16 protein-coding genes and 1 pseudogene are annotated in these 16,558 nt (G+C 72.6%); 9 read left to right on the forward strand and 8 right to left on the reverse strand.

Annotated elements, in window-relative coordinates:
- The first annotated feature begins 6 nt into the window (after positions 1-6).
- The gene (locus ABZS42_RS26455; RefSeq protein ID WP_355149683.1) at positions 7-1,398 is read left to right on the forward strand and encodes an MFS transporter; all 1,392 of its coding nucleotides are present in this window, start codon (positions 7-9) and stop codon (positions 1,396-1,398) included.
- 166 nt (positions 1,399-1,564) lie between these two features.
- Positions 1,565-2,188 carry a thymidine kinase gene (locus ABZS42_RS26460; RefSeq protein WP_355149713.1) on the forward strand — a complete coding sequence of 208 codons (624 nt, stop codon included), beginning with the start codon at positions 1,565-1,567 and terminating at the stop codon, positions 2,186-2,188.
- 39 nt (positions 2,189-2,227) lie between these two features.
- On the opposite strand, the gene ABZS42_RS26465 is transcribed toward ABZS42_RS26460, so the two are convergent.
- Entirely contained in the window at positions 2,228-2,638 is a 411-nt protein-coding gene (locus tag ABZS42_RS26465; RefSeq protein ID WP_355149715.1) for a hypothetical protein, read from the reverse strand.
- 161 nt (positions 2,639-2,799) lie between these two features.
- Here ABZS42_RS26465 and ABZS42_RS26470 point away from each other — a divergent pair, with 161 nt between their 5' ends.
- On the forward strand, positions 2,800-4,503 hold the full coding sequence (locus ABZS42_RS26470; protein WP_355149685.1) for an acyl-CoA dehydrogenase family protein: 1,704 nt from the start codon (positions 2,800-2,802) through the stop codon (positions 4,501-4,503).
- Between the two features lie 69 nt (positions 4,504-4,572).
- On the opposite strand, the gene ABZS42_RS26475 is transcribed toward ABZS42_RS26470, so the two are convergent.
- Positions 4,573-5,220: a response regulator transcription factor gene (locus tag ABZS42_RS26475; RefSeq protein ID WP_355149687.1), complete on the reverse strand. Its 648-nt coding sequence runs from the start codon at positions 5,218-5,220 to the stop codon at positions 4,573-4,575.
- Positions 5,217-6,173 (reverse strand): HAMP domain-containing sensor histidine kinase, encoded by a 957-nt coding sequence (locus ABZS42_RS26480; protein ID WP_355149689.1) that lies wholly within the window; start codon positions 6,171-6,173, stop codon positions 5,217-5,219. Before ABZS42_RS26480 ends, ABZS42_RS26475 begins: the two co-directional genes overlap by 4 nt.
- A gap of 576 nt (positions 6,174-6,749) precedes the next feature.
- Here ABZS42_RS26480 and ABZS42_RS26485 point away from each other — a divergent pair.
- The 4 genes from ABZS42_RS26485 to ABZS42_RS26500 are packed head-to-tail and all read left to right on the forward strand — an operon-like array spanning position 6,750 to position 10,510.
- A complete protein-coding gene (locus tag ABZS42_RS26485) occupies positions 6,750-8,042 on the forward strand; it encodes an ArsB/NhaD family transporter (protein ID WP_355149691.1) in 1,293 nt (430 codons plus the stop codon).
- 28 nt (positions 8,043-8,070) lie between these two features.
- Entirely contained in the window at positions 8,071-9,597 is a 1,527-nt protein-coding gene (locus ABZS42_RS26490; RefSeq protein WP_355149693.1) for a potassium/proton antiporter, read from the forward strand.
- Positions 9,597-10,082, forward strand: a complete 486-nt coding sequence (locus ABZS42_RS26495; protein ID WP_355149695.1) for a TrkA C-terminal domain-containing protein — start codon at positions 9,597-9,599, stop codon at positions 10,080-10,082. Before ABZS42_RS26490 ends, ABZS42_RS26495 begins: the two co-directional genes overlap by 1 nt.
- Before the next feature lie 56 nt (positions 10,083-10,138).
- A complete protein-coding gene (locus tag ABZS42_RS26500) occupies positions 10,139-10,510 on the forward strand; it encodes a VOC family protein (RefSeq protein WP_355149697.1) in 372 nt (123 codons plus the stop codon).
- Positions 10,511-10,576: 66 nt separating this feature from the next.
- Here ABZS42_RS26500 and ABZS42_RS26505 read toward each other — a convergent pair whose 3' ends face one another.
- Complete coding sequence (locus tag ABZS42_RS26505) at positions 10,577-11,575, reverse strand: tyrosine-type recombinase/integrase (RefSeq protein ID WP_355149699.1); 999 nt, start codon at positions 11,573-11,575, stop codon at positions 10,577-10,579.
- Between the two features lie 85 nt (positions 11,576-11,660).
- Between ABZS42_RS26505 and ABZS42_RS26510 the strand changes: the two genes are divergently transcribed.
- Complete coding sequence (locus ABZS42_RS26510) at positions 11,661-12,644, forward strand: WYL domain-containing protein (protein WP_355149701.1); 984 nt, start codon at positions 11,661-11,663, stop codon at positions 12,642-12,644.
- 85 nt (positions 12,645-12,729) lie between these two features.
- On the opposite strand, the gene ABZS42_RS26515 is transcribed toward ABZS42_RS26510, so the two are convergent.
- Positions 12,730-13,620 carry a dihydrodipicolinate synthase family protein gene (locus ABZS42_RS26515; protein ID WP_355149703.1) on the reverse strand — a complete coding sequence of 297 codons (891 nt, stop codon included), beginning with the start codon at positions 13,618-13,620 and terminating at the stop codon, positions 12,730-12,732.
- 70 nt (positions 13,621-13,690) lie between these two features.
- Here ABZS42_RS26515 and ABZS42_RS26520 point away from each other — a divergent pair, with 70 nt between their 5' ends.
- Positions 13,691-14,629 (forward strand): LysR family transcriptional regulator, encoded by a 939-nt coding sequence (locus ABZS42_RS26520; protein ID WP_355149705.1) that lies wholly within the window; start codon positions 13,691-13,693, stop codon positions 14,627-14,629.
- A 118-nt stretch (positions 14,630-14,747) separates the two neighbouring features.
- On the opposite strand, the gene ABZS42_RS26525 is transcribed toward ABZS42_RS26520, so the two are convergent.
- From ABZS42_RS26525 to ABZS42_RS26535, 3 genes and pseudogenes are all read right to left on the reverse strand, one after another.
- Positions 14,748-15,173 carry an Hsp20/alpha crystallin family protein gene (locus tag ABZS42_RS26525; protein WP_355149707.1) on the reverse strand — a complete coding sequence of 142 codons (426 nt, stop codon included), beginning with the start codon at positions 15,171-15,173 and terminating at the stop codon, positions 14,748-14,750.
- Positions 15,174-15,238: 65 nt separating this feature from the next.
- A complete protein-coding gene (locus ABZS42_RS26530; RefSeq protein ID WP_355149709.1) occupies positions 15,239-15,766 on the reverse strand; it encodes a GNAT family N-acetyltransferase in 528 nt (175 codons plus the stop codon).
- A gap of 448 nt (positions 15,767-16,214) precedes the next feature.
- Positions 16,215-16,558, reverse strand: a pseudogene (locus ABZS42_RS26535) (hypothetical protein); the annotation flags it as partial.

Below are 16,558 nucleotides of genomic sequence, written 5' to 3' on the forward strand. Positions count from 1 at the left end.
GACCCGATGGCCGAGACCGTGACCCCCACGGCGACCGACCTTCCACCCCCAGCGAGCACCCGCCGTGAGCGCACCGGCTGGTACGTCTACGACTGGGCGAACTCGGCCTTCCAGACCACCGTCATCACGGTCTTCCTCGGCCCGTTCCTCACCACCGTCACCGAACTGGCCGCCGGCTGCGAACTCGGCGCGGACAGCTGCGACGGCTACGTGCACCCGCTCGGCATCCGCGTCGCCGCCGGCTCGTACTACCCGTACCTCATCTCCCTGTCGGTGTTCCTCACCGTGTTCGTGCTGCCGGTGATGGGCGCCATCGCCGATCGGTCGATGCACAAGAAGCGACTGCTCGCCGGCGCGGCCTTCACCGGCGCCGGGGCGACCGTCGCGATGGCCTTCGTCACCGGCGACCGGTACCTGCTCGGCGGGGCGCTGTTCCTGATCGCCAACATCAGCTTCGGCGCCGCCATCGTGGTCTACAACTCCTTCCTGCCGCAGCTCGGCGGACCCGACGAACGCGACGGCATCTCCAGCCGTGGCTGGGCGCTGGGCTACCTCGGTGGCGGTCTGCTGCTGGCCCTCAACCTGGTCGCGGTCACGATGTTCAGCGAGGACGGCAATCCCCAGCGCACCCTGGACCTGGCCCGCTGGTCGATCGTCTCGGCCGGCGTGTGGTGGGCCGTGTTCACCCTGGTGCCGCTGCGCTGGCTGCGTGAACACCCCACCGTCGCCGCCCTGACCGCCCGGGGCAACGTGCTCACCGACGGCTTCCGGCAGCTCGGCCGCACACTGCGGGAGATCAAGGCGTACCCGCTGACACTGTTCTTCCTGCTCGCCTTCCTGGTCTACAACGACGGCATCCAGACCGTCATCACCCTGGCCAGCCAGTACGGCACCGAGGAACTGCGACTGGAGCAGGACACCCTGATCGTCACCATCCTGCTGGTGCAGTTCCTCGCCTTCGGCGGGGCGCTGCTGCTCGGCATGCTCGCCCGGCGCATCGGCGCGTGGAAGACGGTGCTGCTCAGCCTGGTGCTCTGGACCGGTGTGATCGTCGCCGCGTTCCGGCTGCCCGCCGAGGCGCCGCTACCGTTCATGATCCTCGGCGGGGCGATCGGTCTGGTCCTCGGCGGCAGCCAGGCGCTGAGCCGGTCGCTGTTCAGCCAGCTCATCCCCGCCGGCAAGGAAGGCGAGTACTACGGCTTCTACGAGATCAGCGACAAGGGCACCAGCTGGCTCGGACCGCTCGCGTTCGGGCTGGTCTTCCAGCTCACCTCCTCGTACCGGGTGGGGCTGGTCTCGCTGCTGATCTTCTTCGTGGTCGGGTTCCTGCTGCTACTCGCCGTGCCGATCCGCCGGGCCATCATGGCCGCCGGGAACACGCCGCCGCGGGTCCTCTAGCGCACGACGGTCCGGGACGCACCATGATCGCCCGACCGGATGGGCGCCGGTCGATGGGTTAGGCTGCCCGACCGTGACTGACGACGCCGCTGCCGCACCCACCTGCCTGGCCCGCCCCCTCGGGGCACCGGACGACTTCCTCACCGGGTGCGCGGCGGCGCGCGGCATGAACGGCCGCCCGTTGCACGCGGCCGCGCTGAAGTTCTTCTGGGGTCCAATGGACTGCGGTAAATCCACCATGGCCCTGCAGATGAACTACAACCACGCCCGGCAGGGCCGCCGTGGCCTGGTCACCACCCGCATCGACCGGTCCATGGGAGCGCAGGTCACCACCCGTATCGGCCTGGCGCACTCCGCCATCGAGGTCACCGACGACCTCGACCTGCGGGCCCTGGTGCGCGGCCGGCGGGACGAAGGCGTCCGCGTCGACTACCTCATCTGCGACGAGGCCAGCTTCTACACCGTCGAGCACGTTGAGCAGATGGCCGAGCTGGTCGACAGCTACGACGTCGACGTGTACGCGTTCGGCCTCGCCACCGACTTCCGCTCCTGCCTGTTCCCCGCCGCCCAGCGGCTCTTCGAACTCGCCGACGAGGTGGCCCGCATCCAGGTCGAGGTGCTCTGCTGGTGCGGCCGGGAAGGGCTGCTCAACGCGCGGGTGGTCGACGGGCGGGTGGCCCGTGAGGGCGCACAGGTCGTCATCGGTGACACCATGGAGAGCGCCGAGGTGCGGTACCAGGTGCTGTGCCGGCGGCACTACCGCAGCGGAGACCTCGGCCCGCGAGGCTGACCGGCCCGCCGGTCCGACATCCGGTCGCCGAGCCCGCCGCTAGAGAGGGTCACCGCAGACCCGCCAGCCACCGTCCTCCTGCACGACGGGCAGCTCACGCTGCTCGGTCACCCCGCTGGCACGGGTCAGCTGGACGACCACCGTGCCCAGCGGGCGGCCGCCGCGGGTGGTGACCGACACGTCGACGATCTCGTAGTCACGAACCTCCGGCGGGGTACGCACCCAGCTCTCGAATCCGCCCTCACTCCACTTCTTGCGTGCCTCGGCGCAGAGCCGGCCGTACGCGCGGCCCGTGTCGCCGAGCACCACCTGACGCAGGAACTCGTCGGCGGTCTCCCGCACCGGAGTGGCCGCCTGGGTGACCACCTGGAGGTTGCGTACGCCGAGGCCGGTCACGCCGATGCAGCACAGGGCGACGCCGACACCGGCGAACACCAACCCCACACGCATCGGGCGGTGCCGCCGGGCCGGCCTGTTCCAACGCTGCCCAGCGCCCACGCCACGACGGTAAAGAACCGGGACGGGTCCGCGTGCGGCATTCGGCTCTGTCGCCGGTGACACCGCATCGTCTACCGTCGGGCCCACACCCCCCGCCAGTGCCAGGAGCGCGCATGACCCGCTACGTGCAGCCGGTACCCGCCCCCGACGACCCGTACGCCGGCGACACGATGCTGCGTTCCTGGCTGGAACGGCAGCTCGGCGCCGAGGGACACGCCGCCGCGAAGGACAGGCTCGCCGACCTGGCCGCCGACGTGGCCGGGCCGCTGCGCGCGGCGCACGCCGACGCCGAGGCGCACCCGCCCACGCTGATCCGCTACGACCCGTGGGGGGCGCGGATCGACCGGATCGACACGTCGCCCGGCTGGCAGGCGCAACGCGCCGCGGCCGCCCGGCACGCCGTGGTGGCCCTGCCGTACCTGGAATCGGCGCGCGGCACCTGGGGTGCCGCCGCCCGGGTCGTCCAGCACGCCCTGCTGCACCTGTACGGGCCGGAGTCGGCCACCTTCTCCTGCCCGGTCGCCATGGCCGACGGCGCGGCGGCGCTGCTCAGCCTCCCGGAGGTCGACCCGGCGATCCGCGACGCCTGGCTGCCTCGGCTGCTCTGCACCGACCCGGACACGGCGATCACCAGCGGCCAGTGGATGACCGAGTCGCAGGGCGGCTCCGACCTGGGAGGGTCCAGCACCACCGGCCGTCGGGCCGCCGACGGCTCGTGGCGGCTGACCGGGGAGAAATGGTTCTGCTCGGCCGCCGACTCGGCGATGGCGGTGGCGCTGGCCCGGCCGGAGGGTTCCGGGCGGGCCAGCCGGGTGCTCGCCCCGTTCCTGGTGCCCCGCTACGCCGTCGACTCGCCGCTGGCCGGTGGGGCCGCACCGCTCGCGCCGGCGCCGGGCGTCATCGTGCACCGGCTCAAGGACAAGCTGGGTACCCGGGCGCTGCCGACCGCAGAGATCGGGCTGCGGGACGCGTACGCGCTGCCGTTGGGTGACCCGGCCCGGCCCGGCCTCGTCCGGGCGATGACCCTGGTGGTGGTGACCCGGGTGCACAACGCGGCGGCCGCGGCCGGTGGGATGCGCCGTGGGCTGGCCTACGCGCGGGCGTACGCCTCCGCGCGGCACGTGTCCGGCGGGGCGCTGTCGGCGTCCCCGCTGCACCGGGCCACCCTCGGCGCCCTCGCGGTCGACGCGGCCGGCGCGTTCGCCCTCGCCGGGCACGCGTTCGCGCTGCTGGGCCGGGTCGAGGTGGGCGCCGACCCGGCCGCCGCCGCCGAGCTGCGCATCGTGGCGCCGCTGGCGAAGCTGGCCACCGGCCGGCTCGCGGTCAGCTCCGCCGGCGAGTACGTGGAGAGCTTCGGCGGGGCCGGCTACGTGGAGGACACCGGCGTGCCCCGGCTGCTGCGCGACGCGCAGGTGCTGCCCATCTGGGAGGGCACCACGAACGTGCTCGCCCTGGACGTGCTGCGCGCGGTCACCCGCGAGGACGCCGGGCCGCCGCTGCTGCGCCGCCTCGACGCCGCCGCCGACCTGGCCCGGCCGTTCGCGCCGGCGCTGGCCGACACGCTCGCCGCCGTCACCGTCGAACTGCGTGAGCGCCTCGCCGCGGTCGCCACCGACCCGCAGGGTGTAGCGGTCGTCGCCGGGGCCCGCGATCTGGCGCTGCGCCTGGCGTACGCGCTCGGCACCGCGCTGCTCGTGGAGCACGCGGCTTGGGGTGACGAGCAGGCGGAGCTGGCCGCACTGCTGTGGGCCCGCCGCCGGTTGCGGCACGAGGAGATCGCCGCCGACGCCCACCACCACCTGGAACTGCTGTGCTGACCCGGCGCACCGGGCGGCCCGCGCGGCATCGAGGCGGCCGGGGCCGGTGGACTCCGTGATCTGGACCGGTCACGGTTCGATCAAGCCGGCCCGGATGGCGTAGCGGGTCAGTTCGAGCCGGTCACGCAGGCCGAGCTTCTGCAACAGGTTCGCGCGGTGCCGCTCCACCGTCTTGACGCTGATGAACAGCAGCCGGGCGATCTCCTTGGACGAGTGGCCCTCGGCGACCAGTTTGAGGATCTCCTCCTCGCGTTCGGTGATAGCACGGGCCGGCGGATCCGCGCCCTGGGCGCTGCGCTCCAGATAGTTGCGGATCAACGCGTTGACCGCGCCGGGGTAGAGGAACGGCTCGTCGCGCATGGCGGCCCGGCACGCCTCCACGAGGTCCCGGTCGGCGACGGACTTGAGCACGTACCCGTTCGCGCCGGCCTTGAGCGCCTCGAAGAAGTACTGCTCGTTGTCGTACATGGTCAGGATCAGGATGCGCAGGTCAGGCTGTTGCCGGGCCAGTTCCCGCGCGGCCTGCAGACCCGTCATCCGGGGCATGGCGATGTCGAGGATGACCAGGTCGGGACGCTCGGAGGCGGCCAGGCCGAGCGCCTCCGCACCGTCCCCGGCCTCGGCCACCACGGTCAGGTCGGGTTCGCTGTCGAGGATGAGCCGTACGCCGCGGCGGACCAGGGCGTGGTCGTCGGCGAGCAGGATGCGGGTGGTCACGGCCGGCCGCCCGCCTCGCCGACCGGTACGGTCAGCCGCACCTCGGTGCCTCCGCCGGGTGCCGGGCCGACACCGAGGTGCGCGCCGATCAGCAGGGCACGTTCCCGCATCCCGCGGATACCGGACCCCTCGGGCGCGCCGCCGATACCCCGCCCGTCGTCGCGTACGTGCAGCCGGACGAACCCGCCACGGTGCTCGAGGTTCACTTCGACGGCGGTGGCCTTGCCGTGCCGGACGGTATTGGTGAGCGCCTCCTGGGCGACCCGGTAGATCACCAGCTCCGCGTCGCTGCCGAGGACGGGCAGCTCCGGCGCCAGGTGCTGTTCCACGGTCAGGTCGGTGTGCCCGGTGACTTCGCTGGTGAGCGCCTTGAGGGCGCTGACCAGGCCCAGCTCCTCCAGTACCCCGGGGCGCAGCCGACGGGCGATGCGGCGGATCTCGTCGAGGCTGTCGCGGGTGGTCTCCTGCACCTGGGCGAGCTGCGCGCGGATCGGCTCCGGAGCGTGCCGGGCGACCTGCTTGAGTTCGAGCAGCATCGCGGTCAGCGTCTGACCGACCTCGTCGTGCAGCTCCTGGGAGACGCGGCGGCGTTCGGCCTCCTGCGCGGAGAGCGCGGCGGCGGCGCTGGCGGCCCGTTCCGCCTCCAACCGGTCGATCATGGCGTTGAACGCGCGGATCAGCTCGGCCGTGCCGCCGGGCCCGGCGGCGACCAGGCGCGGTTCGGGCTGGAGCAGGTCGATGGTGGTCATGGCCCGGGCCAGCCGCCGTAGCGGCGCCAGACCGATCCGGAGCAGCGCCGCGTTGGCGATCAGCATCGCGGCGAGCCCGACGGTGAGGACGATCGCCTCGGTGAGCAGCACCGGGGTGGAGACGGTGACGGGGCCGAGCAGCAGCAGTGTCGCGGTGATCAGCACGGCGGCGTTGAGCAGGAAGATCCGCCAGAACAGCGACACCGGTAAGCCTCCTTCCCGGTCCGGCCACCCGTCGCCGGCCGCACGATCGTGATCCGTGACCATTCCGGCCAGCCTGACCGGTGCCGGGTGCCGGTGTAAATGCGTGCTCGCACCCATTCGCCCGTCGTGACCGCCGCCGCAAGCGGACCCGTACCCGACGCGCGTCCGCTTGCGGCGGCGAGCGGTGCCAAGTGCGCGCGACGGGCACGGCCAGCATGCCATGGCCCACCGGCGTGGACGACGTCCGCCGTCGGTCCGTCGGTGTGCCGGAGCCGGCGGCTGCTGGGGATTTGCGGGTCAGCATCGGCGGCAAATGGGTGTTGGACCCGATGTCGGGCGGCGGCTCGGCCGGATGAACTTCTACCAGGAGGCCGGGTGTCACGCCCGCTCTGTCATTCCGCCGCCACCCCGACGCCCTCCCCGGTGGTCCCGAGCCTGCCGGGGAGGGCCCTGGCGGCCCACTCCACCGGAGGTCCCCGTGATCGCAGTACCGAAACGACCCGTACCGGCGACGCGACCGCCCGCAGCGGCCCGGACGCGCCCCGGCGCTGAGCACGGCCCGCCGGGTGGGCGCCCGTGAGTGCCTGGCCCGCCATCGCCGCCACCGTGATCTTCGCGGTGGCGTTCCTGTTCATCGCCACCGAGAAGTTCAACCGGGTCGCGGTGGTGCTGGGAGCCGCGGGCCTGATGGCCCTGCTCGGCCTGGTGCCGGGCTCCGAGGTGTTCTACGGCCACCACGCCGGCATCGACTGGGACGTCATCTTCCTGCTCCTCGGCATGATGATCATCGTCGGAGTGATCAAGCAGACCGGTGTGTTCGAGTTCCTCGCGATCTGGGCGGCCCAGCGCTCGCAGGGCCGCCCCTACCGCCTGATGGTCCTGCTCGTGGCGATCACCGGGATCGCCTCACCCTTCCTCGACAACGTCACCACGGTCATGCTGGTCGCGCCGATCACCATCTCGGTGTGTCGTCGGCTCGGCATCGCCGCCGCCCCCTACCTGATCGCCGAGGTGCTGGCGTCGAACATCGCGGGCGCCGCGACCCTCATCGGCGACCCGCCGAACATCATCATCGGCAGCCGCGCCGGGCTGAGCTTCAACGACTTCCTGGTGCACATGGCCCCGGTCGCCGTGCTCATGTTCCTGGCGTTCGTCCTGCTGGCGCGGCTGATGTTCCGCCGGTCGTTCGAGTACCACCCGGAGCGGTTCGCGGCCGTACGGGAGATGGACGCCCGCGCCGCGATCACCGATCCGGCGATGCTCACCCGCAGCCTGATCGTGCTCACGCTGGTGATGGTCGGCTTCGGACTGCACACCGTGACCGGTGTCGACGTGGCGATCGTCGCTCTGATCGGCGCGGGCGCCATGGTGTTGGTGACCCGCGCCGACACCGCGAAATACCTGGCCGAGGTCGAGTGGTCGACTCTCGTCTTCTTCCTCGGCCTCTTCGTGATGGTCGCCGGGCTCACCGAGACCGGGGTCATCGAGCAGGCCGGGCAGTGGGCGACCAGCGCCGTCGGTGACAGCTGGTTCGCCGGCGCGACCAGCCTCATCTTCGGCTCGGCGGTGCTCGGCGCGTTCTTCGACAACATCCCGTACACGGCGACGATGGCGCCGATCGTGGAGAACATCGCCGCCCAGGCGGACCCGCAGACCGGGCAGGCACTGTGGTGGTCCTTCGCCCTCGGCGCCGACCTGAGCGGCAACGGCACCGCGGTCGCGGCCAGCGCGAACATCGTCGTGCTGGGCCTGGCCGCCCGCGCCGGCCAGCCGATCAGCTTCTGGCAGTTCACCCGGTACGGCATCGTCACCACGGTGCTCACCACGCTGATCGCTTGGGGATACGTGTGGCTGCGCTACTTCACCTGACCCCGCGCCCGGCGAAAGGAGGGCCGAGGTGACGCTGACCGAGCTGTACCTGGTGCTGGCCGTCGGCACCGGTGTCGTCATGGTCAGCGTCACCGCTGCCCGCCTCGCCACCCGGCTGGGCATGCCCGTGCTGCTGGCCTACCTCGGGGTGGGTCTGCTGCTCGGCCAGGACGGGCTCGGCCTGCCCTTCGACGATGCCGCCCTCGCGCAGGCGCTGGGCCTGGCGGCACTCGCGGTGATCCTGGTGGAGGGTGGCCTGACCACGGATGTCCGCGACGTCCGGCCCGTCCTGGCTCCCGCGACCGTGCTGGCCACGCTCGGCGTGCTGGTCAGTGTGGCGGTCACCGCGGCCGCGGCGTACCTGCTGCTCGACGTGGGCTGGCAGACCGCGCTGCTGCTCGGCGCGATCGTCTCCTCCACCGACGCCGCGGCGGTCTTCGCGGTGCTGCGGGCGGTCCCGCTGCCCAAACGGCTGACCAGCCTCGTCGAGGCCGAGTCCGGGCTCAACGACGCGCCGACGTTCATCCTGGTGCTCACGTTCAGCGCGGTCGGTCTGGACGCGATCGAGCCGCTGCCGCTGCTCGTCGCGATGCTCTTCCAGCTGGCCGCCGGTGGGGCGATCGGGCTGGCCATCGGCGCCGGCGGGGTGTGGCTGCTACGCCGCCTCACGCTGCCCACCTCCGGGCTGCATCCGATCGCGGTCGTGGGTTGCGGCGTGCTCGCCTACGCCGTGGCCGGGTTGACGCAGACCAGCGGCTTCCTCGCCGCCTACCTGGCCGGTCTGGTGCTCGGCAACGCGGGCCTGCCACACCGGCGGGCCACCCGGTCGGTCGCCGAAGGTCTCGGTTGGATCGCCCAGATCGGCCTGTTCGTCATGCTCGGGCTGCTGGTCACGCCGAGCGAGCTGCCTTCGAGCGTGGTGCCGGCGCTGGTGGTCGGCACGGCGCTGCTGCTCGTCGCCCGGCCCGCGTCGGTGCTGGTGTCGCTGCTGCCGTTCCGGCTGCCGCTGCGCGAGCAGGTCTTCCTGTCCTGGGCGGGGTTGCGCGGCGCCGTGCCGATCGTGCTGGCCACCATCCCGGTCGTCGCCGGCGCGCCCGGCAGCGAACAGGTGTTCAACGTCGTGTTCCTGCTCGTCGTCGTCTTCACCGTCATCCAGGCGCCGGCGCTGCCCTGGCTGGCACGGCGACTGCGGCTCACCCCGCACGCCGTCGGCCCCGACCTGCAGGTCGAACTGGCGCCGTTGGACGCGATGGCCGCCGACCTGATCCACGTCACCGTCGAGCCCGGCTCCCGTTTGCAGGGCGTGTACCTGCCGGAGCTGCGGTTGCCCGCGCCGGCCGCGACCACCCTCGTGGTACGCGGCCCGGACACGTTCGTGCCCGACGAACACACACGGCTGCGTGTCGGCGACCAGCTCGTCGTCCTCACCACCCCGAGAGTGCGGGAGGCCACCGAGCGGCGGCTGCGGGCCGTCGCCCGCGGCGGCCGGCTGGCCGGCTGGTTCGGCGAGACCGGTCATCCCGAGCACGCCGCCCCAACAGTCAGGAGGTCATAGTGCAGATCGAACGCGTGAAGTTGCCCGGCATCGGTGTCGGCTACACCCTGCGTACCGCGCAGGGGCAGTGCGTCGGTGTCGTGTGCCACCGTAGCGGTCGCCGCGACCTCGTCCTCTACACCTCCGGCGACCCGGACACCGTGGAGCGGTCGCTCGCGCTCACCGCCGCCGAGTCGCGGGAGCTCGGAGAACTGCTGCATCCCGTGGCCACCATCGAGCACGTGCCCGACCTGGAGCGCGAGGCCGGACCGCTGACGGTGGCCGCCGTACCGGTCACCGCCGCGTCGCCGCACGTCGGCAGCGCGATCGGCGAGGTCGTCGCGGGGCTGCGCGGCGTCATGGTGGTCGCCGTGCTCTCCGACGGACGTACGACCACCGCGCCCGGCCCGGAGCACCGCGTCACGCACGGTGACGCGCTGGTCGTCGCGGGCACCTCGGACGGCGTCGGCGCGCTGAGCCGTCGGCTGACTCCGGAAGAGCCGTGATCTGCGCCGTAGGTACCTGACACGAGATGTCAGGTACCTACGGCAGGCTGGCCGGCATGACAGTGAAAGCCGACCTTGCCATGGTCAACCTCGACAGTTCCGACCCCGTGGCGCACGCCGCCTTCTACCACCAGGTGCTCGGTTGGGAGGTCACCCACAGCCAGCCCGAGTACGCCATGATCAGCGGCGGCGGCACGGCGATCGGCTTCGGGCTGGTCGAGAACTACCAGGCGCCGGCCTGGCCGGACACCACCAGCGGCAAGCGCTACCACCTCGACCTCCACGTCGACGATCTGGCACTGGCCGAGAAGGAGTTCGTGGCCGCGGGCGCCACCAAGCCGCAGTTCCAGCCCGGCGACGAACGGTGGCTGGTGCTCATCGACCCCATCGGACAGCCGTTCTGCATCTGCCCCCGGCCGCAGAGCTGACCGCCCTGCGGCCGCCCGTCTCGCCCTGGGGCGGCGCGTCGTGGCCGTCCGATCCCGCCCGGCGGCTCAGCCGCGCCGGCGGGACCGGGCGGCCCAGATGACGTACGCGGGATCGCGGTCGAGGTTGTGCCGGTCCCGGTCGTAGCGACGGGTGGTGCGGGGATCCGCATGCCCCATCGCGTCCTGCACGTCCTCGAGCGGCACCCCCTCGGCGCGGGCGGTGGTGGCGAACGCGTGCCGCAGCGAGTGCGGGGAGAGCTTCGCCCACGCCGGGATGCCGGCCGCCCGGGCCAGCCTGCGTACCATCCGGAACACCGCGTGCCGGTCCAGCCGGCTGCCGGTGGCGGTGACCAGCAGCGGCCCGGTCAGCTCGCTCACCGGCACGCCGGCCGCGGCGGCGCGCTGCGCCAGGTAGTCGTCCACCGCGTACGCGGTGCCGGGGGTCAACGCCCGGCGGCGCTGCCGGCCCCCCTTGCCGGTGAACCGCACGCTGCGGTGTCCCCGCTCCGCGCCGAGGTCGGTGACGTCGAGCGAGACCAGCTCCCCTACCCGCAGTCCGAGGTCGGCCAGCAGGGCGACGGCGGCGCGGTTACGGGCCGCCGTCGGACCGGTCTCCGTCTCCGCCGCGGTGAGCAGCGCGTCGACCTCTTCCGGGGTGAGCCCGACCGTCGCCGAGTGGTCCCGGTCGATGCGGGGACGGTCCGCGCCGGCCACCGGGTTGGCGTCGACCGCGCGCAGTTTGGCCAGGAAGTCGTACCAGCTGGACAGGGCGGAGAGCTTGCGGGCCACGCTGGCCGGGGTCAGCGGCCGCCCGGTGCGCACGTTGCGGGTGTTCTCCAGGTCGCGGGCGTACTCGTTGACCTGGAGGAAGCTCGCGCGCAGCGGGTTCAGGTCGCGTTCGGCGCACCAGGCGAGCCAGCCGGCGATGTCCCGGCGGTAGGCGTCGCGGGTGTGTGCCGACAGTCGACGGTTGTGCAGCCATGCCTCGGTGAACTCCGTGGGGCCGGCGGGTAGGGCGGGGGCGGCCGACGGTCGGGCCAGTGCCGGGGCCTCGGGGAAAACCATGTGAAAAAGGTTCTCAGATTCGGGTGGGCGAGCCGGTGAGGCGCGCCCGACGATATCTGTCGGACACGCCGGATACCGTCGGGCGGTGCGTGCGAGTCGGCTGGTGTCCCTGCTGCTGTTCCTGCAGACCCGGGGCCGGATGACGGCGCAGGAGCTCGCCGCCGCGCTCGAGGTGTCGGTGCGGACCGTCTACCGGGACGTGGAGGCGCTCGGCGCGTCCGGAGTGCCGGTCTACGCCGAGCGCGGACCGGCCGGCGGCTACCGGCTGCTGGACGGCTACCACACCCGGCTCACCGGAATGACCCCGGCCGAGGTGGAAGCCCTCTTCCTGGCCGGCGTGCCCGGTCCCGCGGCCGAGTTGGGCCTCGGCTCGGAGCTGGCCGCCGCGGAGCTGAAGGTGCGGGCCGCGCTGCCGGCCGAACTGGCCGACCGGAGCGGACGGATCCGGCAACGCTTCCACCTGGACGCGCCGAGCTGGTTCCGCGATCCGGAACCCACCCCGTACCTGCCCGCGCTCGCCGAGGCGGTCTGGGCGGACCGCCGGGTCCGGGTGCGCTACCGCCGGTGGCAGGCGCCGCGCGAGGTGACCCGCCTCCTCGACCCGCTCGGGCTGGTGCTCAAGGCCGGCCGGTGGTATCTGGTCGCCGCCGTCGATGGTGACGTGCGCACCTACCGGGTCGGGGCGATCCTGGACCTGGTCACGCTCGACGACCCGGCCGACCGGCCGGAAGGCTTCGACCTGGCCCGCTGCTGGCGGGAGCACGCCGACCGCTACGAGCAGGGCGTCTACCGGGCGCAGGCCCGGGTTCGGATGACGGCGGCGGCGCTGGAGCTGATGCCGTTCGTCTTCCCACCGGCGATGAGCCGGGCGGCCCGGGCGGCGGCCGGCGAGCCGGACGCCGACGGCTGGCTGCTCACCACGGTGCCGATCGAGTCGGTCAAGCACGGCCACATCGAGCTGCTCAAGCTCGGCGCCGAGGTGGAGGTGCTCGGCCCGCCGGAGCTGCGGGAACGTTTCACCGGCACCGCGCACCGACTCGCCGCGCTCTACCCGGTGCGCCAGGAGTGACGGCAACCGGACCGGATGCGGCCGCTTGCCGACCCGGGTCGGTCCAGCACTGGCCGGGGCGGTACGGGCACGAGCCGTGCGGCGGTCAGCCAATCGTGACGGCGGGCGTGCCGGGCACCGCGGCGAGCCGCTGCACGGCCGCGCGGACGCTCTCGTCGTCGGGTGGAACCAGGGGTAGCCGTACCGTGGGGGCCGGGATCCGACCCTGAGCGTGCAGAACCGCCTTGACGAGGGTGGGATTCGGCGCGGCGAAGAGGGCAGCCGACAGCTCGGCCAACCGGTGCCCCAGCGCGCGAGCCCGATTCGCGTCGCCCGCCCGCCAGGCGTCAGCCAGTTCGACGAAGCCGGCCGTGGCCAGGTGCGCGGAGGCCAGGACTCCGCCGTGAGCGCCGAGCGCCAGCAGCGGGGATATCACAGTGTCGTCGCCGCCGAGCACCGCGAACCCGGCGGGCGGATCGGCCAGCAGCCGTACCGTGTCGGCCTCGATAACGCCGACGGCCAGCTTGACGCCGATGACTCCGGGCAGCGTGGCGAGTCGACGGAGCGTCTCCGGGGAGAGTTGCTGCCCGGTGCGGTACGGAACGTGGTAGACGACCAGCGGGACCGGACTGGCCGCTGCCAGCGCCGCGAAGTGGGCGACGACGCCGGACTCGCCGGGGCGGACGAAAGGTGGCACCAGGCTGAGCCCGGCGGTCACCTCGGGCCGTCCACGTAGCGCGGTCACCGCCGCCGGTGTGTTGGCGCCGACCAGCAGCGGGGCGTCCCGCTCCTGGCAGACGCGCGCGAGCAGGTCGACCACCGACTCCTGCTCCTCCTGGTCGAGGGAGCCCGGCTCGGCGGTGGTGCCGAGTGCGACCAGGCCGGCCGCGCCGGCATCCAGCACCTCGTGTGCCAACGCCTCCAGCGCGGGGTGGGCCACCGCGCCAGCGGCGTCGAACGGGGTGATCAGCGGTACGTACACACCGGAGAGCGTCATGGGACCAGCGTCCGATACCCGAAGCGTAAGGTCTAGTTCGCTTTGCTTGACCGAACCGTAAGCTGAACTGATGCTCGATGTGCGCCGGCTGCGCCTGCTCTACGACCTGTCCCGCCTGGGCACCATCGCGGCCGTCGCGCAGGCGCACACCTACACTCCGTCGGCGGTCTCCCAGCAACTGTCCGCGTTGGAACGGGAGGCCGGTGTGGCACTGCTGGAGCGCAGCGGCCGGCGGGTCACCCTCACTCCCGCCGGTCGTGTGCTCGTCGTGCACGCCGAATCGGTTCTCGCGGCGCTGGAACAGGCCACGGCCGCGCTCGTCGCGGTGGCCACGGGCCTGACCGGGCCGCTGCGCATCGGCGCCTTCCCCACCGCCGTCCCGACGCTGCTGCCCGCGACCCTGGTCGCGCTGGGGCGGCATCCGGGGCTGGAGCTGACCGTCACCGAACTGGACCCGGTGGCGGTGCCCGACGCGCTGCGGGAGCGGCGCCTCGACGTCGGGCTGCTACACGACTACGACGTCGTGCCGGTCGAGCCCGATCCGGCGCTGGACACGATGCCGTTGCTGGACGAGACGGTCTTCCTCGCCATTCCCGGCACAGGACCGCCCGCCGCGCTCGCCGCCGACCAACCCGCGGCCGACGCCGCATCGCAGATCGGCCGCAGCGCGCTGGACGAGGTGCGGGACGCGGCGTGGATCGTCGCGACGCCCGGCACCCTCTGCCACACGGTCACGTTGCGGGTCTGCCGCGCGGCCGGCTTCACGCCCCGCGTTCGGCACCGGGCCGACGACTTCACCGCCGTGCTCGCTCTGGTCGCCGCCGGTCAGGGCGTCTCGCTCGTACCGCAGCTCGCCTGCGCGCAGCTGCCCGACGGGGTCCGGCTGGTTCCGTTGCCGACGCGACGCCGGACCCGGATCGCGTACCGGCGGGGCGCGGCGGCCCACCCGGCAGTAGCCGCGTTCGTCACCGCGATCCGTGCCGCCACCGACGAGTTCCTGACCCGCTGACTACCCGGTACGTCCCGGCACACTCCAAGGCCGGCCGGGTTCGGCTCTGCGCGCGCAGAGCCTCGCAAGCACGTGCGGCGGGGCGGCCACACCGGCCGTCCCGCTGCACGCGTCGTGGTCAGGCGTTGATCTGCTTGCGGCCGTTGCCGTTCGAGACCACGGGTACCCGCCGCGGCTTGGCGCGCTCGGCCACCGGGATCCGGAGCGTGAGCACACCGTTCTCGTAGCCCGCCTCCAGGTTGTCGGCGTCGACGGTGTCGCTGAGGAACAGTTGCCGGGTGAAGACGCCCATCGGTCGCTCGGCGGCCACGAGCTCGACCTTGTCGTCGGTGGGCCGGCGCCGCTCGGCGCGTACGGTCAGCACGTTTCGCTCCACCGTGCAGTCGATGCTCTCCGGCTCGACACCGGGCAGGTCGAAGGCCGCGTAGAAGAAGTCGCCGTCGCGGTAGGCGTCCATGTGCATGACCGCCGGGCGGGCGGTGGTGCCCAGGAACTGCTCGGCGAGCCGGTCGATCTCACGAAACGGGTCGGTCCGCATCAACATGGTCGCTCCTCGGTTCTCCAGTCCAAGGGTTCAGGTTGAGTCCGGGTGGCTCAACTTTCTGTTCTTTAACAGCGCGATCCGTCCACATCGTCAACCGGTGTGGGCAGCAACTTCTCGAACCAGTGCTCGGCGTACTTGTCCTGCGAGTACGCCGGGATCTCCAGGTACCCGTGCCGGGCGTAGAGGGCTCGCGCCTCGACCAGGTCGCTGCGGGTGTCCAGGCGGATCCGGTCCGCGCCGGCGTTACGCGCGCATGCCTCGGCCGCCGCGAGCAGCGCCGCGCCGCCGCCGCGCCCGCGCTGTTCGGGGCGTACGTAGACGCGGGTCAGCTCGGCCCAGTCCGGACGGAATCGCAGCCCGGCGCAGCCGGCCGGGCGCCCGTCGCAGGCGGCCAGGAGCAGCGTTCCGGTCGGCGCCACCAGGTCACTACTGGGCGACTCGTCCATCGCGGCCTCGACCTCGCCGGGCCGGAGGGGCCGCCGGTAGTAGCGCTCCACTATCTCCGCGAAGTACTCGCGCAGCAGGGCCGCCGCATCGGGTTCGTCGGGGTGCAGCGGACGCACCGTCCAGGATGTGCGAATCTCGGTTGTCACGCGCCGATGGTCCCCACCCTGTCAACGGGATTTCTGGCGCCGATCCGCTGGGCGCCGGCTGGTCAAGCGGAACCATTTCGCTCCCCGGCGGTACGCGCGATGACGTTCGCCGCGCAGCAACTGTCCAGGATTCGTCGCCTGCACGCGCGCCTTGCGTACGCCCAGCGCTCGTTCCCCTTGTTCGGACCGCTCCTGTTTGCGGGTGTAGGCGCCGCTGCGCACGGCGCGGCTCGGCCCGTGTGTGGGTGTACCGCTGCGCCCCCGCCCGAAGCTCGGCTCGTGTACGCGCCGGTGCCGGGTCCGGACCGGCGCGTGTGTGCACCGCGCTGCGTGCGGCTCGGCGCGGCTGTGCCGGTGTGCCCCCGCGGGCTGTGTGTGGAGATGCTGTTGGCCGGCACCCCGTGGTGGGGTGCCGGCCAACAGTTCGGGCTTTCGTGGTCTGTGGTTGTCAGCTGTTCCAGTGCTGGGCGACGAGGTCGGCGGCCTGCTGTTCCCACTGGGCGTAGGCGTCCGGGTAGGCCGACACCTGCACGGTTTGGGCGGCCTGGGTCAGCGGCATGTCATGCCAGCCGTCGACCTGCTTGAGACCCTTGAGGAACGCGGTGGTGGCGTACTGGGGGTCGGTGATCTGCTCCGGGCTGCCCCAACCCGAACTCGGGCGCTGCTGGAACAGGCCCAGCGAGTCGTGGTCGTTGGCGTCGCCGAGGTGGCCCAGGTTGTGCAGCTTCGACTCCTGCAGGCTGGTGGCGATCGAGATGACCGCGGCCCGCTCGTCCATGCCGGACTTCTTCG

It is taken from the genome of Micromonospora sp. NPDC005367 (genome assembly GCF_040606825.1).
In the GTDB taxonomy this organism is placed as follows: domain Bacteria; phylum Actinomycetota; class Actinomycetes; order Mycobacteriales; family Micromonosporaceae; genus Micromonospora.